The following is a 17,649-nucleotide window of genomic DNA, read 5'->3' as shown; positions in this document are numbered from 1 at the left end:
ACTGAAGTGGACGCTTCCCAACCCAACTATGACTGCTTCACCGGACCCATACGTTCAATTCAGATCTTGTAGGGCAATTTTCCCGTGTTTTCGTGATGGCGCTTTGATGGTTCCGTATGACAGTGGCGTGCTGCCTGTCATTGCACGCGGTCTTGCAAGTCGCTGCGCCTATCGATGCACAACCTCCGTTCCGAGGAATAATCGAATGCGGGCGCCCATATTGGAGCAGGTCGGCACCCAACGGCGGGCATGCATCAGCCGGCTGTTTCGCGCCCCACGCCATATGCCTTATACATCGAGCTCAACGCGACCTTGACCAACTCACCGACGGTCGGGCCGTTGGTGAAGCTGGATGCCGCTCCATAGGTTAATTCGAATACGATGCCACCAAGCGTCGCCGGTTCGGCAGGCGCCTTACCTTCCGGAAATAGACGCAAGAGGATCTTTCCAAGTCCCTCCCACTGAGCACGAAACAGATTTGAGTGTCGCTCACCAAACGTCGCATCGCGTCTTGCGCGGCGAAACAGTTCCAGCGCCAGCATGCCCCAGCTTGGGTCCGCTGAACGCTCTTGCGCCCAGTTGCTGAGAGTATCAATGAAGAGCTGTCCGTCCTCGATGTCCCCGAGAAGGCGTTGCAGTTCGACAACGTCTTCGCCGGAATGCGTTTCCAGCAGATAAAGGAAGATGTCTTCCTTCCCGTTGAAGTTGGAATAGAACGCACCCTTGCTGAAGCCCGCCTCCTCGGCGATGCGTTCGACGGTCGCGCCTTCGTATCCGTCGCGCGCAACAACTTCGCGCGCGGACGCCAGCAACTTTGCTTTCGTCCGCGCCTGGCTCTGTTCGCGTGTCAGTCGCATCAACTTACACTCCTTGATTGCTCCAGCACTCAGATACCACGCGTATCCCGAAAACGATATGGCGTCAATCAAGCACGGAGAGAATACAGGCCAATGACCAGAACACCATGAATTCCGGCCCCTGCTTCTGCCATCGCCAGTTCAATCCGTTGATTTTGACCACGGCGTAGCTGGCTCCCAGCAGGACTGCGACCGCCATGCCGGCCGCAAGCCGGGGAAGGATATTGAATACCATGCCCGTTCCGGCAATCAGTTCCACGACGATCGTCGCGATGACGAACAGCCGAGCGGGATGAAATCCGGCTTTGGCAAATGTCGCGGAAGCCGGACCGACGTGCCTGATTTTCCCGATGCAATGCGGGATAAACCAGATGCCGCACAGCACCCGCAGGATAGCCATAGGCTCGAGTGTGAATTCCATAGTTTTTCTCCGCCTATGCTGCGATCTTGGTTTCGATGAAGCACTCATCGAATGTTGTCGATGCTAGACCGCGTTTGCCGGGATCGAGACGGCTCGCCTCGATCATCAGATCCAGCGTCGTCTCGCGCGCTGCCGGTGGGACTTCCAGGGACCGGGCAAAGACGCCCTTCTCTCGCATGTAGTCGAGCGCGCGTTGGCCGCAGTGTTCGTCGGTCTGGGCGACTTCCATCACGATCGATCGCGCCAGCGCGTTACTTGAGGAATCGTAGAGAAATTCCGTCGCTTCGCGCAGTCCGGCCAGCAGCGTCGTGATCTGCTCACGGTGTGTGGTCGCCCATCTTCGATGGCCGACAATCGCGGTGTACACAATGTCTGGAATATAATCGCTGAACTCCCCGAGATTGATATATCCCGCATCCACACCGACAAAGTTGAGCGGCAGCACTGCCGCGTCAATCTTTCCTTCCTGGAGCGCTTTCCACCGCGCCGGATGCGTATCGACCACGCAGAGTTGGTAATCCACTGGATAGTCGAGGCCGCATCGCGAGAGCATTTCGCGCGTGTAGATCGCCGTTCCCTCGGTCATGGAGGATGTGCCGAGCACCTTCCCTTTCAACTCCTCGATCCGAGTAAAGCGGGGATTGGCAATCAGCGATAGCGGCAGGCGGTTGACGTTTCCAGCCAGGATGCGCATCGCGCCCCCGGCAACGTTATCGGCAATGGCGCCCTCCGGTGGCGTGATCGCAAGATCGGCCTCCCCCGCTTTGACTGCGGCTGTCGCTTTCTCGGCGCTACCTGTCCTCTTGAGAGATACGCGCAATCCGCTTGCCTCGAATATTCCTGCGCAAAGGGCAAGATGGACCGGTAGCCAATTGAGGCCGAGCGCACCGCCTGCCAGAACGATATCCTTCAACTCATGCTTTTGCGCCTGGTGGCCGCCGGCTACATTGAACATTCCCACCTCCCAATTTCAAAACGCGCACGCGTCCTCCCAGGGTCGCGCCGGCATTTCTTCCTCCGCAAGTCAGCATCTCGCCAATTCAAAGATGCGCCTTGCAATTTCAGATACCTGATAGTATCTACAGACCAGCACGAACGTCAATAGGAAACCCAACCCGTTCGCCGGGTAGAGGAAAGGGAGGAAAACCATGGCCGAATTGATGCGCGCGGCGCGACTGATCGCCAGCGGAGAGCCGCTTGCAATCGACACGGTCGAAGGCGTCAGCGCATCCGAACCGGACCCTGGCCGTCAGGCAGCAATTTCCGGAGCCAAGCGCATCATCGGGCGGCAGCACCTACCGCTCTAGTCATCTCCGACACACGCGTACGGGCCGCTGGACACCGCCGGTCTTTCTTAACTGCAACGAATGCGGGACATGCCCGCGTCGCGACAAGGGATTCCACATGAAATCGCGCGCTGCGGTCGCTTGGGCGGCCAACAAACCTCTGACCATCGAAACGATCGACATCGGCGGCCCCAGGACCGGTGAGGTCCTCATCGAGATCATGGCGACGGGCGTCTGCCACACCGATGCCTACACGCTTTCGGGTCTCGATTCCGAAGGCAAGTTCCCGGCAATCCTCGGCCATGAGGGCGCCGGCATTGTGAGAGAGGTCGGCCCGGGCGTGACCTCGCTCAGGGTTGGTGACCACGTTATTCCGCTCTACACGCCGGAATGCCGGGAGTGCAAAACCTGTCTTTCACGGCGATCCAACCTCTGCACATCAATTCGAGGGACGCAGGGGCTGGGGCTGATGCCGGACAAGAGCACCCGCTTCTCCTGCGATGCCGGAGAAATCTTCCACTATATGGGCTGCTCGACCTTCTCGAATTTCACGGTGCTACCGGAGATCGCGCTCGCCAAGATCCGCGAAGACGCGCCGTTCGACAAGATCTGCTACATCGGCTGCGGGGTAACCACGGGCATAGGCGCGGTGATCTACACCGCAAAGGTCTGGCCGGGCGCGACTGTTGCCGTCTTCGGCCTTGGCGGCATCGGTCTCAATGTCATCCAGGGCGCCCGCATGGTCGGCGCCGACCGGATCATCGGCGTGGACCTCAATCCGGCCAAGGTCGAAATGGCCCGCAAATTCGGCATGACCGACTTTATCAATCCGCAGGATGTCGGCTCCGACAAGGTTGTGCAGGCGATCCAGGATCTGACCGGCGGCGGCGTCGATTTCTCCTTCGATGCCACCGGCAACACGACTGTGATGCGCCAGGCGCTGGAATGCTGCCATCGCGGCTGGGGTGAATCGATCGTCATCGGTGTCGCGGAAGCCGGCAAGGAGATATCGACAAGACCATTCCAGCTGGTGACCGGCCGCGTATGGAAAGGCAGTGCCTTCGGAGGCGCGCGTGGACGGACCGACGTTCCGAAAATCGTCGATTGGTACATGGAAGGCAAGATCAACATCGACGATCTCATCACCCACACCATGCCGCTGGAGGAGATCAATACTGCCTTCGATCTGATGCATGAGGGCAAGTCGATCCGCTCGGTCGTCGTCTACTGAAAAAGAGACAGCCGCAAACGCGACACGGTGCGAGCCGGCGCCCGGATCCGTTTCAGAGGCCGGCATAGTGAGGAACCCATGACAAATTCGATCTCGATACATCCCCTGCTCGACAATGGCGTATCCAGGAGTACCGGGGAGTTTTCGGGCGGCGTACTGATCTGCGCCTGCACCGAACGCCCCGTCAAAATCAGGGTCGAGGGCGCCATCGCCCATAACCACGCCTGTGGCTGCACCAAATGCTGGAAGCCGGAAGGTGCGGTCTTTTCCATGGTCGCGGTCGCACCGCACGACAAGGTCAGCGTGCTCGAAAACGGCGACAAGCTGGCGGTAGTCGATCCGTCGGCGCTGATCCAGCGGAACGCCTGCACGGAATGTGGCGTACACATGTACGGACCAGTGGAGCGGGATCACCCCTTCCAGGGCCTTGATTTCATCCACCCCGAACGCTTCCAGGAGAGCGGATGGCAGGAGCCCGGTTTTGCAGCCTTCGTCTCCTCGATCATCGAAGCCGGCGTCGGGCCGGAAATGATGGATGGGGTCCGTCAACGTCTCAATGATTTGGGACTTCCCACATACGACTGCCTGTCACCGGGCCTGATGGACTATATCGCGTCTTGGACGGCCAAAAGAAACCTCGCACGAAACAACTGAGCAAGGCCGGATCAACTCACTGGCCGGTCGGCGCCACGCCGGCCGGTTGCGGTAAGCACGATCGGCGATGACATGCTCCAAAAGCACCCTTTCCATTCGTACCGGCAACAACCCATGGGGTAAGATCAATGGCTTCTTCGGGCTACACCTATGAAGTATCAGTCAGGCTGGTTCGTGGACGCGATGGTCACGCTCCCGACAAGCCCACCTCTGTCACCTTCGAACATAACAATCATGATGACATCATCGCCATAGTGGAACGCATGCGCGGCAATTCAGGCCTTGCGCCGGAGGCGGCGACGGCCGTGGCGGTCGGCACCAAGCTACTCGGCGAGGTCCTGCTAAAGGAAAAACACAATCCACTGTTTAATCCGCTCCGAGCTGGGCTGCATGCTTTCATAGCTGCACTGAAAAACACGCCAACGACCGAGCGGACCGATTAGGCGTCTATCAATGATCTCGAGTGCGCTTCGATGGCGTGCGTCGGATACGGCCGGCTGAGCGGTCACGGTGGAAAATCAGTCCATGTTGGGTAAGGAGCGATACAGCTTGAGGGAGAAGGCGATACCGTCCTTTTCGGATGAAGGGCCCATCTTCGTCTTCGACGGCCAATGCGTCTTTTGTTCTGGCTGGGTCAAGTTTGCGCTGAAGCACGATAAGAGTGGCAAGTATCGTTTCATGACTGCGCAATCAAAGGTCGGTTCGGCGCTGTATCGGCACTATGGATTTGACGATCGCGACTTCAAAACCAACCTGTTTCTTCAGGACGGCCGGGCTTACCATCGCGCGGAAGGCACTATTCGGTTTGTGGCCGGCCTCGGATTTCCCTGGACGATGTGCCACGTCCTTCGTCTCATGCCGAGAAAGTGGGCGGACGGGATTTATGAATTCGTAGCGCGCAACCGCTACAGGTTCGCCGGGAGAACGACGACCTGCTTCGTTCCAAATCCGGACGAAAGAGACCGCTTCATCCTTTAAGACATTCTGTAATGCGGCCGCGTGTTGGCGGGCGTCGGCTCTCGAGTCATCGACCGGGGCAATGTCCTTCGCTGAGGAGCAAAGCTGGACGGGCCTGCCCCCCTGAATGGGGGGCCAGGCTCGCGTTTAGTCACAGTCGTTCTGATGCCCGCTTCGCCTGTCGGCTAGAGCGTAACGGCGTAGTAGGTGAAGCCGCCGTCGCCCTTGGTCACGCCGGAAATCGCTTCATTGATGTCTTCCAGCGGCCAGACCATCGGCTCCATAATCGAGAGGTCTACGACATTGCCTTCGACCATGGCGGCGATTTCCATGCCTTCGGCCGCGGTGAACCAGACCGAGCCGATCAGTTCCATTTGTTCGTCCATCCACCATTTGACATCGACAGGCAGATCGCCCGCCGTGCCACCGATATTGATGATGCGGCCACCGCGCCGAACGCCCTTCATCGCGTCGATCATGGACTCCAGGGGAGCCTTGGCGCCAAGCGTGTCGAGCATCAGATCCGCACCGATACCGCCGGTTTTGGTTTTAACGAATTCAGCGGTGGAGCCGGTCCGGTTCGAGAAGGTTTCGATTCTGTTTGGGGCAAGCGCCTTCAGGCGGGCGAGCAACTCGTCGCCCCGCGCAACTGCGTAAACCTTGCCGACTCCCATGGCGAGCGCAAAGAGCGTAACTCCGACCCCGAGGGTTCCGGTCGCGCCATTGATGATCAGCGAGCGTCCCATCAATGGGCCGCATTTCTTCAAGGCGGCGTAAGACGTGCCGAGATAGCCCATGCGCGATCCCTGCACAAAAGACATGTTGTCGGGAATTTTGACGACCTGCGCTTGCGGCGCCAGCATGTATTCGCAGAATCCGCCGTAGGGATAACGTTTGAACATCTCCAGGCTCTTCGGATTGTAGCCGAAGTAGCCGCCGAGCGTCCAATGCTGGCAGGCCTGAGGATGGCCCGACGAGCAGGCGTGGCAGGCTCCACAGAAACGGCCGGGATTGACGTAGACCCGGTCCCCAGGCTTGAGGCCCACGACCTGTTCGCCGACCTGGTGAACGATCCCTGAAGGGTCGAGGCCGTGGATCGCAGGCCGCGGCGGCAGTGGCATCTGGGGATACCACGTCTCCCAGTTCGCAAGCACGTTGCCGAGATTGGGCACCATTCCGCAGGCTTTGACTTGGACCACGACATCGCTGCCGGAGACCAGCGGTCTTGCGACTTGTTCAATTTTCATCGGCTCGCCAACCGCGTGCAAGCGCGCGGCACGCATCGTCTGCGTCATGTTTTCCTCCCATTAACATTAGATCCCAATAGTTTTCCAATACCAAAGCGTATCCGAAAAGGCAAGGCCATCTCGCCTTTGGCCGGCTGGCACACGAATGAACCGAAGATTTGCCGCTCCGAGTGGAAAGGCCGCCCTGAATCTCGCAGGAAATCCCGCCGCTCATTGACAGCTGATTCATTTCAGGATACTTACGGTATCTGAAAACGCAATGGTATGCGAAATCAGTTTTGTCGGCCCGGACTCTTCCGGCTCGGCACCAGCAGAGAAGCAACCGAGGCGGGAGGAGCAGAGCTGAATCAGCACTGCCGCCAGAATGAGCAATGGGAGGAAGAAATGACTAACGACGCGTCAGCACTGACAAGCGGCAATCTGTATACAGACCCCTACCCCGTCTATGCGCGGCTCCGCAAAGAAGCTCCGGTCGCCTTTTTCGAGGGGACCAAAGAATATTTCGTCACCCGCTACGACGATTGCCGTACGGTCGGTGCAAATGACAAGATTTTCGGCCCGTCCGGCGCCGCCGACCGGCCCGAGGCGCGCGTCATGGGCATGCCGAACGTCTTGACCATGTCGGGCGAAGAGCACGCGTGTCTGCGTCAAGGCATTGAAATCGATCTGACGGCGGAGCGCGTTCGTTCTTACGTCGACCGTCTGACGCGGCCCGTGGTGCAGCGCTTCATCGACCAGATCAGGGACAAGGGTGAGGCAAACCTCACGACCGAGCTATTCGAACCGATTTCCGTGCGCTGTATCGGCGACGTGATCGGGCTGACGGAAACCTCGAATGACAATCTCGTCGAGTGGTTCCACGCCATGGCGCTCGGCCTGCAGAATGTATCCAACGACCAGGCCGTCTGGGATCGGCTCGATGCGGCGCTCCAGGACATCAGCAACCAGCTAGGCGCACTCTACGACGCGGCGTTGTCGAAGCCCAACCACACGCTGATGAGCCACGTCATGTATGGCGGCATGCCGGAAGGCAAGGTTCGCAGCCTGCAAGAGATCTCGCCAACGATGCGCGTCATCATTCTGGGAGGGCTGCAAGAACCCGGACATGCGGCGGCAAATGCCTGCGCCGGCCTGCTTTCGAACGCCGATCAGGCGAAGGTGATGGCGGAGGACCCGACGGCACATGCCCTCAGGGCTTTCGATGAGGGGTTGCGCTGGATCGCCCCGATCGGGGTGACGCCGCGCGTCGCCGCCACCGATTTCGAGATTGCCGGTACAACGATTCCCGCAGGGTCCTCGGTGGCTATCGTCATGGGCTCGGCAAACCGCGACGAGGCACGTTTCGAACACGCGGATCAGTTCGACATGTTCCGCAAGAAGAAACAGCACGTCTCTTTCGGCTTCCGGCCGCATTTCTGCTCTGGGCATTTCCTCTCTCGGGCGATGGGTGAGATCGCACTTCAGGAGGCCTTCAGGCAGCTCCCGAACCTGCGCCTCGATCCAGACAAGGAGCTGAAGGCCAAAGGCTGGCGATTCCGCGGCGTGAACGTTCTTCCAGCAAGATGGGACGCGTGATGACTCTGATTATCGACTGTCACGGCCATTTCACGACAGAGCCGCAGAAACATCATGACTTCCGCAAGGCACAGGTCGCCTTTGCGGAAGGAAAGGTGCACGAAAGACCCGTCTACCCCGGCATCTCCGACGAGGAATTGTCAGTGATTGTCGAGGGCAATCAGCTGCGGCTCCAAAAGGAACGCGGGTCTGACCTGACAATCATTAGTCCGCGCGCTTCCGGGATGGGGCATCATATTGGCAACCTGGATATCGCCGCCGAATGGGCAACAATATCCAACGATTGCGTCAAACGCATCGTTGACATGTTCCCGAAGAATTTCGCGGGCGTGTGCCAACTGCCGCAAACTGTCGACGGCGACCTTAAACCGGTGATAGCGGAGCTGGAACGTCGCGTCGATCAAGGCTTCGTCGGTTGCAACCTCAATCCTGACCCCTCAGGCGGGCGATGGAGTGCGCCGCCAATCTATGATGAATGGTGGGACCCGATGTGGGGGGCCATGGCTGCGTTGGATGTCCCGGCAATGATCCATGTGTCAGGCTCCTGCGAACGTTGCCTGCATACGACCGGTGCCCACTACATCAACGCCGATACGGCTGTCTTTATGCAGCTGATCCAGGGCGACCTGTTCGAACGTCATCCGACGCTGCGGCTGATCATCCCGCACGGCGGCGGCGCGGCGCCATATCACTGGGGGCGCTACCGGGGTCTATCGATCATGCTCGAGAAACCTCCGCTTGCAGAGCATCTGATGAATAACTTGTTCTTTGACACCTGCGTCTATCACCAGGCCGGTATCGATACGCTGTTCCGGGTGGTTGACAAGAAGAACATCCTGTTCGGCTCCGAGCTGCTCGGCGCGGTGAAGGCCTTGGATCCGGAAACCGGACACAGCTTCGACGACACCAAGCGCTACATCGACGCCCTGAACCTGAGCGCCGAAGACAGGCACGCGATCTTTGAAGGCAATGTGCGGCGCGTTTATCCGCTGCTCGACAAACGGCTCAAGGCACAGAACCGCTAGTTCACCGCCGATATATTGGAGGAATGTTCATGACGATCACAGTAAAATTGGCAGGCGGGGCACAGGGTTTCAACTGGCTACCTGTCTTCGTCGCTGAAGAGCAGGGGCTGTTCGAGAAGCGCGGGCTTAAGATTGAGTATCTGCGCATGGGCAACGTCGACAAGGCGACAACCGCCGTCCTGGAGGGCGAGGCAGATCTCGCGATCACGCCACCTGAAGGCGCCGTTTCGAATTACGTCAAGGGCGGCGAACTCCGTGTGGTGGCGTCAAACTCCAACCGCCTTCCCATGTCGATCGTGGCAAGCGCTTCGATCAAATCGATCGCCGAACTGAAGGGTAAGAAAATCGGCACCTCGTCGCTGACAGAGGGCACGGCGATCTACACCCAGTTGCTACTTTCCCGCGAAGGGCTCAAATATCCCGGTGACTACGACTTCGTGCTCGCGGGCATCCACACAAAGCGCTGGGAAGCGTTGCAGGCTGGCGAGATCGATTGCGCGCCGCAGCCGGCGCCCTGGAACTTCGTCGCTGAACAGGCCGGCTATAACCTGGTCGGCGAGGTCAATGACGTCATCCCGGAAATCCTGTTTGCCGCGCTGATCGCCAACAGGAGCTGGCTCGATGCGAATAGCGAGACGGTCGGCAAGCTGTTGGAGGCGCTGTCCGACGCCTATGTGATCACCAACGATCTATCGATGGAGGAGATCACGCTGCCAATCTTCCAGCGCATCACCGTGCCGGACGATGCAGATCTTGCCCGTCGCGGGCTGCGTTACATGCGTGACATGGGCATGTGGCCCCAAGGCCTCGCCATTCCCGACAAGGCGCTTGAGACCACCATCGACCTGATGATCCGGGCGGGTCTGCTCGATGAAGGCAACCGGGCATCGGCCACCGGCGTCTTCGACCAGTCCTATCTCCAGAAGGCCCGTGGGTGACGGTGGTTACCTGGTCCGATGCGTCGGGAACAGACCGACGGTGCGGACTCGCGGCCCCCATGGTTTCCAAGGAGCTTTCGATGAAAATGATCGCGCAGAATACCGCCTTCGGCGGTGTGCAGGGCGTCTTCGCGCACGAGTCCATTGCCTGCAAGGGCGAAATGACTTTCGCGATCTATGTGCCGCCGCAAGCAACCCATGAGCCTCGCCCGGTCTTATGGTATCTCTCCGGCCTCACCTGCACCCACGCCAACGTCATGGAAAAAGGCGAGTATCGTCGCTTGGCATCGGAACTCGGCCTTATCGTCGTGTGCCCTGACACGAGCCCGCGCGGGCCAGAGGTACCGGACGAGCCGACGAACTGGCAGATGGGCAAGGGCGCCGGCTTCTATCTCGATGCGACGGAGGAGCCATGGGCCGAGCAATACCGAATGTACACCTATATCACCGAGGAGCTGCCTGCCGTTGTAGGCCAGCATTTCCGCATCGACACGAGACGCCAGGGTATCTTTGGACATTCGATGGGCGGACATGGCGCGATAACAATCGCGCTCAAGAACCCTGAACGATTTAGAAGCTGCTCTGCCTTCGCACCAATCGTCGCTCCATCGAGCGCCGACTGGTCCGCCGGCGCCTTCGAAAAATACCTCGGTCCGGACAAGGCCGCCTGGCGTAAATACGATGCCTGCGCCCTCGTCGAGGACGGCGCACGCTTCCCCGAATTCCTGATCGACCAAGGCAAGGACGATACCTTCCTTGATAACGGACTCCGGCCGTGGCTCTTCGAGGAAGCTGCAAAAGGCACCGGGATCGAGCTTACGCTCAGGATGCACGAGCGCTACGACCATTCCTATTATTTCACTTCGACGTTCATGGACGATCATTTGATTTGGCACGCTCACAGGCTCGGTTGAGGTGAGCTTGCTGGCGACGGCACTCGCCACCTTCCTGCTTGTTCAGCCGTGATTATCCAGGCCGAAGCGGACGCACACGTTACCTTGAGGCACGTGGCGAAATCGCCCCCTTCGCTGAAATCATGACGAAGCGGTGACGCCAGAGGCTATCCATCTGCGTAGCCTCCGCATGCCTGAAACGGCATGCCCGGTCTGTGGCAGTACCGACCATCCCCACCTTCGACATCCCGGCGCTTCGTCGCCGGCGCGAGGAAGTGGATGCTGACCTGGCTGCAACGGATCGGCCCGGCGGACCTTGCCGCCGACATGGGCTTTAGCGCATCAGAGTGGAAGCCAGGCGTAGATTTCATCACCAAATGGTGCTATTTATAATGCCACAATCAGGAAACCAGACGATGCGATCGACTATCAACCTCGACGACACTCTCATGGAAAGGGCTAGGTCCCTAACCGGCACAAAAGAAACCGCCGCTTTAGTTCGCCAAGCGTTGGAAACGCTTGTTCGTGTGGAGTCAGGAAAACGCCTCATCGCGCTTGGAGGAACTATGCCCGATGCGGAGGCAGCCCCACGCCGCCGGAGCGCAGTTGTCAAGTGATACTTGCAGACAGTTCTATTTGGATTGATCATTTCCGGCATGTCGATGCAGAGCTGAGTAAGATTATTGAGGACGATCGCCTACTCTGCCATCCGGCTGTGATTGGCGAACTGGCGCTTGGCAGTCTTCGGGATCGCGGGAGCGTGATAGCTTTCCTGGCAGCTCAGCGCGAAGCGTTCGTCGCAACGCACGACGAAGTCATGACGATGATTGATCGCCACGGCATTTTCAGTATGGGCCTTGGCTACACAGATGCCCACTTGCTGGCCTCGGTTCTCCTTGATCAGCGGGCGGCCTTATGGACCAGGGACAAGCGTCTGCGGGCAGCGGCCGATAAGGCGGGGGCTTCACTGCATACTCCTGCCAACGCGCGGAACTAAATGCTGAAATAATGATGCTAGGGTTTCGGACTCTTTCGAATCGCTTCGCCTTGAAGGACTTGAACCGCCGCCCATGTCGTTGATTGCCTGGTTCTCGAAGCTGCCTGCCAGGCCCGCCCCGGTATTGTTGACGAGAACCCCGATACGATGATCGTCACGGAGCCGAGTCTCTATGGCAGCCAGGTCGCCAGGCTCGGTGAGATCTGCCTGCCGGATGTCGACAGTCACGCCGCTTTGCCGCAGCGTACCGGAATCAGGAAAACAGACCTTCCTTCCGCTGATCTTGGCCGTTAGCGTACATGAGCAGTTTCTGTTGGATGCAATCCTTCCCCGCGCCCAGATAAAAAGCCACAACAGAATGCTTGAACGCCGTGCTGTGTTTGCTCATGCAAAAACCCCCGAAGTTGGAGGTCCAACTTTCGGGGGTCAGTTCACTACCGGCGGGGCCTTTTCTTTCCGACACATTGGATTGGCTACATCAAAGCTCGACCGTCGCACCCACTGACGTTTCAGGTGACATTGCCAGATATCTGTGCCGCCAGCTCGGCCTGGATCTCTATGAGTTTGAAAGCGGTCTCAGGAGAAGCAATGGAAAAGCGCATGCCTGCGGACTTGGCGCTCACAGCATTCCGATTTCGACGAGCTTATAGAGGTGCTTGTAGACCATTCCTGGAGGCAGTCCGGCCACAGCTGCAAGCCTGCCGGCGGACAACTGCCCGATCGGAAAGAACTGCCAGCAGCAAAAGCCGCTTTGGATGCGCGATTGCTTGCAAGAGTTTCGCGGCTTCATGGGCCTGCTGTACATTCAGTTCGCTGGTCACGGTATTTGCCATATCTTGGTCGGTGCATGATCGGGCACGCTGCAGCCGTCCCTTATCCGACGGACTGCGAAACGCAACACCGTGGTCGGCAAACTGCGGTGTAACTTCCCGCACCTACCGACCACGCGTGGCCTGCATTCACGACCCATAAGGGATCACTCCAAAAGCCGCATCGTCAATCTACAAATTCCTGAATTAGCATGGCATCATACTTGACAATGGAGCTCACCATTTCATAGAACGAGCGAGCCCCGAGACCGATCCCCGATCGCGCCGGGAGCAACAAATCGCGACAATCCGCGGACGTCGGATGTGCCCCGTATCGGGGTGCGAATGCATACGCGCGTTTTCTTGGGGGGAGTTGGGAATGGGTGCTCTGGATCTTTCTTTGTCGTCGGCACCGACGCTGGTCTCATATATCCGCACATCGCTACGGCTAGTCCATTTCTCCGGCTTGGTCCTCGGGCTCGGCGGCGCCTTGTTTCTCGATCTGATGCTGTCGCGCTACCGTAGGATGATCGTCAGCGCCGAACTCGTCGAACACGTAGAATGGATCAGTCGGTTTATCGCAGCCGGGCTCCTGCTGCTATGGGCCTCCGGCTTGGGATTTCTCCTTCTCTATCACATGACCGAAGCCGAGAAGCTGCTGAATCCCAAGATCTGGGCCAAGGTGACGATCGTCAGCATCCTCACCGTCAATGGCCTCGCCATCCACCGCTTCGTCATACCGTTCATCCGCCGCCAAATTGGCTCCCCGCTCCTCTCGGAAATCAAACCCGTCACGAAGACCGCACTGATAGGATGCGGCGTGATTTCGATTGTCTCCTGGAGCGTGCCAGTCATCCTCGGCGCCGCGCCACAACTGAATTTCGTCATGCCTTGCGAGGTCATACTTGGGGCCTATGCGCTACTGTTAATCCAAGCATTTTTCATCGCCACTCTCGTCATGCGCGGCCGGCGCGACAGGTGCGCCAGCGCCACCACCTAAAACCACGGGAGCCAAGGGCATCCAGCCGCTGACCTCAACTCGGCGACAACAATTGGATCGAGATGTGATCGATCCCCGGGTACAGTTCAAGCACGGCTCACCTGCCCTACTCAACAACGCACTGGTTGGGAGGGCGACGGTAGACCGGTATGCTAACTGACACGTTTTGAGAGGCGCCGAATTGTCAATCCGCTAAAGCGGAAACCTCGCGCAGCCACTCAATGAACAGCCGCCCACTTTCCTTTCGTGGCTTCCTCGTCGGCACAACGACGAAGTAGGCCGCCCTGGTGCGGATGGATGCTTCAGTAAGGCGGACCAAGCGGGTTTGCTGGATAAGGTCGGCGACCAGGCGATTCCAACCGAGCGCAATGCCTTGCCCGTTCATCGCGGCATAAATGGCCTCTGTGTAGAAGCTGCATCGCAGGCCGCGGGCCTTTTTCGGTGTCTTCACGGAAAAAGCCGCAAGCCACTCGTCCCAGCCTGTCCATATCGGGTCGTCAGTATCGCTGGATATCAGCGGATGACCGACGAGATCTTCCAGTGTGCGGATCGGGCCGGCCGTGAGCAGATAGTCCGGGCTGCAGATCGGGAAAACTTCATCCTCGAACAAAAGCTCTGCCTGACCGTCCGACCAAGTGCCGGTTCCATAGCGGATCGCTAAATCCACATCGCTTGCCGCGATGCTCGTTCGGGCATCCTGCGTAATGATGCGAAGTTTGATCTCGGGATAGGCGCGCGAAAATGCGGCGATCCTTGGTAGCAGCCAGAAATGCGAGAATGAGATGGTCGCCGAGATTGCCAGCTCGTCATCCGGGCTTTCCGACCGGAGATCGGCGACGGTGTCGGCAATAAGGTTGAATGCGTCGCCCGCCGCCGCAGAAAGCAGCCTGCCCTTTTCAGTCAGTTCGATCTTGCGATGGAGCCGCCGGAACAAGGGGAAGCCGAAATCCTCTTCCAGCAAATGGATCTGCCGGCTTATGGCAGCCTGGGTCACACCGAGCTCCATTGCTGCCCGTGTGAAGCTGGACAAACGTGCTGCAGCTTCAAATGCCGTCAAGGCGGTCAGTGGCGGTAGTTTCTTCCTCAGGTTCGCCATATTTCTTCCATTACATCTGGTAATGTCACACGCACACATTTGTGCCGTTGAGCGACCGCACCACCTGAGCGATCCTGCCTTTGAAGCCGTCGACCTTTCGATCGGAACATAAGGTGGAATTATGCTACAGACATTTGCTTCTCCCATATCGGCCCTCCTCGATGCAAGAGCCGAGGGACATTCACTTCCGGCCGGTCTTTATACGCGCGAGGATGTGTTCGAGGCGGATCTCGAGGTCTTCTTCCGCCGGCACTGGATCTGCATCGGCCTTGAATGCGATGTGCCGGAGCCGGGCGATGCAACCGTTGTCGATATCGGCAAGACGAGCCTCATCCTCCTACGCGACGACGACGGCGAGATCCGCGTCATCCACAATGTCTGCCGCCACCGCGGCGCACGCCTGCTGGATGCCGGAAAGACAATCGTTTCGAAGCTCGTCTGTCCCTACCACACCTGGACCTATGAGCTGACCGGCGAGCTGAGCTACGCCCCCCACATGGGCAAGGGCTTCGACAAGGAATGCCGTAGCCTCAAGCCGGTGACGTTCAAGTCGGTCGGCGGTCTCATTTATGTCTGCCTGTCAGACAATCCGCCCGAAGACATCGACCGCCTCGTCGAAGTCATGGCGGAACGCCTTGCCCCCTACGACGTTCGCAACGCCAAAGTCGCGTATGAATCCAATGTAATCGAGCAGGGCAACTGGAAACTTACAATCGAGAATAATCGTGAATGTTACCACTGCTCCGCCAACCATCCCGAACTCTGCGTCTCCTTCGTCGACCTCGATTTCGGCTTCGACCCGGACGCATTGAGCCCGGAAGATCGAGCCCAGGCCGAAGAGCATTTTTCGTTATATGAGGAACGCACCAAGCTGTGGGAGGCCGACGGCTATCCGTCTGCAGCGGTCGAGCAACTGATGGACTGCACCACGAATTTTCGCACGCAGCGGCTGATCATTTCCGGCGCCGGCGAATCCCAGACCCCCGATGCGACCGCGGCCTCGGCAAAGCTGCTTGGCACGATGTCGCGCAAGGATCTTGGAGACATGCATCTCTGGGGCCACAACAGCTGGAACCACTTCATGGGCGACCACGCCATCGTTGCGATCGTCATACCGCTCTCCGCGGATAAAACGCTCGTGCGGACGAAGTGGCTCGTGCACAAGGACGCTGTTGAAGGCGTCGATTACGACCTCGAAAAGCTGACCAACGTCTGGATCGCCACGACCGATCAGGACGCCGAGCTCGTCGCCCGCTCGCATGCCGGCGTCGAAGATCCCGCCTATGTGCCCGGCCCCTATTCACCTTTCTCCGAAACGAACCTGGACAAGTTCGCCTCGTGGTACGTCGACCGGATGCGCGCACATGGATACTAAGAGCACCTTTTCTCCGGCCGAGCGTCTTGAGCTTACCGATTTGTGGAACCGCGACGTGGATGAAGATCTGATCTGCGTTGATGTCCATCAGGAAACGCATGACGTGAAGACTTTCACCTTTGCCTCTCCGGAGGGTAAGCGCTTTGCCTTCGAGGCCGGTCAATATTTCCTGTTCGACCTCGATATCGACGGAGAGCCGGAGAGCCGTTGCTACAGCATCTCGTCGTCGCCGAAGCGCAGCAATGCGTTTTCGGTCACGGTCAAGCGCGTTGCCGGCGGCAAGATCTCGAACTGGCTTCACAACAATCTCGAGGTCAGCGCCAAGGTCAAGGCGAACGGTCCCCTCGGCCATTTCATTCGCCCGAACGGCAGGAAATATCTGTTTCTGTCCGGAGGTTCAGGGATTACGCCGGTCATGGCGATGATCCGCGAGTTTGCCGACACATGCGAGCCTGTCGACGTCGTTTTCATGCACGCAGCGCGGACTCCGAAGGACCTCATCTTCCGCGACGAACTCGCCACGCTCGCCAATCGGCTGAAGGGCCTCCGGCTTCAGCTTCTGCCGGAAGTCGTTTCCGGCGAGGCCAACTGGCCGGGACTGACCGGACGCATATCGGCTGAGTACATGAAGCTTGCGGTTCCCGATCTCGCCGAGCGCGTCGTCCTGTGTTGCGGCCCGGCGCCGTTCATGGCGGCGGCACGCGCGATCTCTGCCGAACTGGGCGTTCCCCCGTCAAACTACATCGAGGAGAGCTTTGATGCGGCCGCGACAGACGACGTTGATGTTCCTGTCGTCGAACAACCGGCCACCCGAACGTTCCAGGTGGAGTTCTCCAAACAGGCCCGCAAGATCGAGGTTGCAGGAGAGCAGACTGTGCTCTCCTGCGCAAAGAAGGCCGGGGTGAAGCTCCCCTCATCCTGCTCAAACGGCGTCTGCGGCACTTGCAAGTCCAAGCTCGTATCCGGCTCGGTCGATATGAACCACAATGGCGGCATCCGGCAGCGGGAGATCGACGCCGGGCACTTCCTGCCCTGCTGTTCGAAGCCGCTGAGCGATCTGGTCATCGATCGCTAGGTTACCGGGCAAATGATCCCGGCCCAGCTACTGGCTGGACCGGGACATCTCATGCTGCGAGTGCTCCGCTCTTTTTGGCCGCCCAGGTGGCGATAACGTCCATCAGAACGGGATTGAGGCAGTCATAGGGCTCCAGACCCAATTCGCGCAGCCGGGCACGCACACTATCCATCTTTGCCGGATCGTATCCACTCTCGATGATCGAAGACACGA

19 protein-coding genes and 1 pseudogene are annotated in these 17,649 nt (G+C 58.8%); 14 read left to right on the top strand and 6 right to left on the bottom strand.

The genetic code is table 11. The features are described 5' to 3' along the window. Window positions 1-254: 254 nt before the first annotated feature. The 3 genes from AC244_RS29290 to AC244_RS29280 form a co-directional block, all read right to left on the bottom strand. On the bottom strand, window positions 255-860 hold the full coding sequence (locus AC244_RS29290) for a TetR/AcrR family transcriptional regulator (protein ID WP_053252345.1): 606 nt from the start codon (window positions 858-860) through the stop codon (window positions 255-257). A gap of 61 nt (window positions 861-921) precedes the next feature. Continuing rightward, complete coding sequence (locus AC244_RS29285; protein WP_053252344.1) at window positions 922-1,278, bottom strand: DoxX family protein; 357 nt, start codon at window positions 1,276-1,278, stop codon at window positions 922-924. A gap of 13 nt (window positions 1,279-1,291) precedes the next feature. Then, window positions 1,292-2,233, bottom strand: a complete 942-nt coding sequence (locus AC244_RS29280) for an ABC transporter substrate-binding protein (RefSeq protein WP_053252343.1) — start codon at window positions 2,231-2,233, stop codon at window positions 1,292-1,294. A 193-nt stretch (window positions 2,234-2,426) separates the two neighbouring features. Between AC244_RS29280 and AC244_RS37290 the strand changes: the two genes are divergently transcribed. From AC244_RS37290 to AC244_RS29260, 5 genes are all read left to right on the top strand, one after another. Further along, on the top strand, window positions 2,427-2,585 hold the full coding sequence (locus tag AC244_RS37290) for a hypothetical protein (protein ID WP_161807913.1): 159 nt from the start codon (window positions 2,427-2,429) through the stop codon (window positions 2,583-2,585). A 97-nt stretch (window positions 2,586-2,682) separates the two neighbouring features. Beyond that, window positions 2,683-3,795: an S-(hydroxymethyl)glutathione dehydrogenase/class III alcohol dehydrogenase gene (locus tag AC244_RS29275; protein ID WP_053252342.1), complete on the top strand. Its 1,113-nt coding sequence runs from the start codon at window positions 2,683-2,685 to the stop codon at window positions 3,793-3,795. Between the two features lie 78 nt (window positions 3,796-3,873). Next, window positions 3,874-4,449: an S-(hydroxymethyl)glutathione synthase gene (gene gfa, locus AC244_RS29270; RefSeq protein ID WP_053252341.1), complete on the top strand. Its 576-nt coding sequence runs from the start codon at window positions 3,874-3,876 to the stop codon at window positions 4,447-4,449. A 128-nt stretch (window positions 4,450-4,577) separates the two neighbouring features. After that, on the top strand, window positions 4,578-4,892 hold the full coding sequence (locus tag AC244_RS29265; protein WP_053252340.1) for a DUF3861 domain-containing protein: 315 nt from the start codon (window positions 4,578-4,580) through the stop codon (window positions 4,890-4,892). Between the two features lie 82 nt (window positions 4,893-4,974). Further along, window positions 4,975-5,427: a thiol-disulfide oxidoreductase DCC family protein gene (locus AC244_RS29260; RefSeq protein WP_152976162.1), complete on the top strand. Its 453-nt coding sequence runs from the start codon at window positions 4,975-4,977 to the stop codon at window positions 5,425-5,427. Between the two features lie 164 nt (window positions 5,428-5,591). Here the strand turns inward: AC244_RS29260 and AC244_RS29255 are convergent, their stop codons facing one another. Beyond that, window positions 5,592-6,701 carry an alcohol dehydrogenase catalytic domain-containing protein gene (locus tag AC244_RS29255; protein ID WP_053252339.1) on the bottom strand — a complete coding sequence of 370 codons (1,110 nt, stop codon included), beginning with the start codon at window positions 6,699-6,701 and terminating at the stop codon, window positions 5,592-5,594. A gap of 336 nt (window positions 6,702-7,037) precedes the next feature. Between AC244_RS29255 and AC244_RS29250 the strand changes: the two genes are divergently transcribed. The 7 genes from AC244_RS29250 (at window position 7,038) to AC244_RS29215 (ending at window position 13,890) form a co-directional block, all read left to right on the top strand. Next, entirely contained in the window at window positions 7,038-8,228 is a 1,191-nt protein-coding gene (locus tag AC244_RS29250) for a cytochrome P450 (protein ID WP_053252338.1), read from the top strand. Beyond that, the gene (locus tag AC244_RS29245) at window positions 8,228-9,253 is read left to right on the top strand and encodes an amidohydrolase family protein (protein WP_053252391.1); all 1,026 of its coding nucleotides are present in this window, start codon (window positions 8,228-8,230) and stop codon (window positions 9,251-9,253) included. Before AC244_RS29250 ends, AC244_RS29245 begins: the two co-directional genes overlap by 1 nt. A gap of 29 nt (window positions 9,254-9,282) precedes the next feature. Then, the gene (locus tag AC244_RS29240) at window positions 9,283-10,191 is read left to right on the top strand and encodes an ABC transporter substrate-binding protein (RefSeq protein WP_053252390.1); all 909 of its coding nucleotides are present in this window, start codon (window positions 9,283-9,285) and stop codon (window positions 10,189-10,191) included. Window positions 10,192-10,271: 80 nt separating this feature from the next. Beyond that, entirely contained in the window at window positions 10,272-11,105 is an 834-nt protein-coding gene (gene fghA, locus AC244_RS29235; RefSeq protein ID WP_053252389.1) for an S-formylglutathione hydrolase, read from the top strand. Window positions 11,106-11,500: 395 nt separating this feature from the next. Beyond that, window positions 11,501-11,701 carry a type II toxin-antitoxin system VapB family antitoxin gene (locus AC244_RS29230; RefSeq protein ID WP_053250356.1) on the top strand — a complete coding sequence of 67 codons (201 nt, stop codon included), beginning with the start codon at window positions 11,501-11,503 and terminating at the stop codon, window positions 11,699-11,701. Further along, entirely contained in the window at window positions 11,698-12,081 is a 384-nt protein-coding gene (locus tag AC244_RS29225; protein ID WP_053252337.1) for a type II toxin-antitoxin system VapC family toxin, read from the top strand. The genes AC244_RS29230 and AC244_RS29225 overlap by 4 nt, the downstream gene beginning before the upstream one ends. A gap of 1,188 nt (window positions 12,082-13,269) precedes the next feature. Continuing rightward, on the top strand, window positions 13,270-13,890 hold the full coding sequence (locus AC244_RS29215) for a hypothetical protein (protein WP_053252335.1): 621 nt from the start codon (window positions 13,270-13,272) through the stop codon (window positions 13,888-13,890). 184 nt (window positions 13,891-14,074) lie between these two features. On the opposite strand, the gene AC244_RS29210 is transcribed toward AC244_RS29215, so the two are convergent. Next, complete coding sequence (locus AC244_RS29210) at window positions 14,075-14,986, bottom strand: LysR substrate-binding domain-containing protein (protein ID WP_053252334.1); 912 nt, start codon at window positions 14,984-14,986, stop codon at window positions 14,075-14,077. A gap of 121 nt (window positions 14,987-15,107) precedes the next feature. Between AC244_RS29210 and AC244_RS29205 the strand changes: the two genes are divergently transcribed. Further along, entirely contained in the window at window positions 15,108-16,361 is a 1,254-nt protein-coding gene (locus tag AC244_RS29205; RefSeq protein WP_053252333.1) for an aromatic ring-hydroxylating oxygenase subunit alpha, read from the top strand. Continuing rightward, window positions 16,351-17,436, top strand: coding sequence for a hybrid-cluster NAD(P)-dependent oxidoreductase (locus tag AC244_RS29200; protein ID WP_053252332.1), 1,086 nt, complete (start codon window positions 16,351-16,353; stop codon window positions 17,434-17,436). Before AC244_RS29205 ends, AC244_RS29200 begins: the two co-directional genes overlap by 11 nt. Before the next feature lie 49 nt (window positions 17,437-17,485). Here AC244_RS29200 and AC244_RS29195 read toward each other — a convergent pair. After that, window positions 17,486-17,649: pseudogene (locus tag AC244_RS29195) on the bottom strand (aldehyde-activating protein); the annotation flags it as partial.

The sequence above is a fragment of the Ensifer adhaerens genome (assembly GCF_001270265.1).
In the GTDB taxonomy this organism is placed as follows: Bacteria; Pseudomonadota; Alphaproteobacteria; order Rhizobiales; family Rhizobiaceae; genus Ensifer; species Ensifer adhaerens_B.
Note: the sequence above shows the minus strand (reverse complement) of the source record. Positions and strands in the feature narration are given on the sequence as shown.